This is a genomic window from Nocardia sp. NPDC058497 (genome assembly GCF_042720195.1).
Lineage (GTDB): Bacteria > Actinomycetota > Actinomycetes > Mycobacteriales > Mycobacteriaceae > Nocardia.
Map to the genome: position 1 here is coordinate 1 of NZ_JBHXMY010000964.1, position 1,401 is coordinate 1,401.

Annotated in this window: 3 protein-coding genes; all 3 read left to right on the forward strand. The window is 62.7% G+C overall.

Annotated elements, in window-relative coordinates; translation table 11 throughout:
* On the forward strand, positions 1-425 hold a 425-nt coding region (locus ACFWPJ_RS32885; RefSeq protein ID WP_378857429.1), incomplete at its 5' end, for a cupin-like domain-containing protein.
* A gap of 62 nt (positions 426-487) precedes the next feature.
* A complete protein-coding gene (locus tag ACFWPJ_RS32890) occupies positions 488-760 on the forward strand; it encodes an acyl carrier protein (protein WP_378857431.1) in 273 nt (90 codons plus the stop codon).
* A gap of 19 nt (positions 761-779) precedes the next feature.
* Positions 780-1,235: an ester cyclase gene (locus tag ACFWPJ_RS32895; RefSeq protein ID WP_378857433.1), complete on the forward strand. Its 456-nt coding sequence runs from the start codon at positions 780-782 to the stop codon at positions 1,233-1,235.
* Positions 1,236-1,401: the final 166 nt, after the last annotated feature.

Genomic DNA, 1,401 nt, shown 5'->3' on the forward strand with positions numbered 1-1,401 from the left:
GCCCCGCGGGCGCGCGCACCGGTGCTCACTACGACCTGCTGGGAAACATTGCCGTAGCGATCCGTGGACAAAAGCGCTTCCGCATAGCGCCGCCCGGTTTCGTCGAAGGGGCCGATGCGCTGTCCGCGAAATACGACCCTTGGGCACGTCTTTCGGCCCGGCCCTTGGCGGAGATAGCCGCGGCGTCGACGAATTCCGAAAAGAGTCTGTTCGAAATCGAGCTCCAGGCCGGTGACGCACTGTACGTGCCTGATCACTGGTGGCATGAAGTTTACAATCGCTCGGCCAGTATCCTGCTGAGCGGCTTCTTCGGTACCTACAAACACGTCGCGTTCTGTGCGATCCAGGTAGCGGCACGTCACATTCTGCACCTTGCGCACCTCGACCGTGTCACCGCGTGCACCTGCCACGAAACCCCCGTCTGACCTTTGTCACCCGATCTGGTTCAGGCACCGGTGAGTCGCTGCCTTTCCGATAAGGAGTACTGATGAGAGAGTTCGCCCTCGATGATTTGAGTCGACTGTATCGGGCGTGTGAAGGAGCCGACCTGGAGCTCACCGAGAAAACACTCGACGAGCCCTTCGAGGAACTCGGGCTGGACTCGCTCGGCACGATCGAATTGGCCGAACGAATCCAGCGGGAATGGCACGTCCGCATACCGATGCTGCTGCCGAATGAAACCGTCGAGATTCTCCGGACGCCGCGACTCGCCCTCGAGTACGTCAACAAGCTCTTGGCTGCGCCGCACGGAATGCAATAGAAGCGGGAGGAGCTCACCGGTGACGCGAGCAGTCGACGACCTGATCACGACGTTCTACCGCGGTTTGAGCGGCGACGTCGGCTTACTCGATGGCGTGCTGGCCCCCGACTGGGTCGACGACTCGTCCGGGCCGGCGTCAGGCCGTGCGGGTATCGAAAGTCTCGTTGCCGCAATAGATCACGCCTTCTCCGACTTCACGATCGTCGTGCACATGATCGTCGACGGACGCGGGGAGGACGGCAACGGGATGGTCGCGGTCCGCGGGGAGATGCGCGGCGTACACGAGGGGGAGTGGCTCGGTGTTCCCGCCACCGGAAGAGCTGTCCGGATCCGGATCCACGAATTTCACCAGATCGCCGACGGACTCGTTGTTCGGTCCTGGGGCCTCGAGGATTGGTTCGGCTGGCTTCGCCAGGTTGGGGCCGTCGGCAGCGGTGGTCCCGGGATCCATGAAGGGAAACGTAGCGTCTCATGACAGAGCTCTCCCGCGAGATACCGACTGCGCCGGGCGCCCGGCCCGTGGTCGGCCATCTCCTGCCGTTCTTGAAGCAGCCCTTCACCTTTCTGGCTCAGCTACCCGAACACGGTGATCTCGTGAAGATCCGCCTCGGCCCGAAGGCCGCTGTGGTGATCTGTGATCC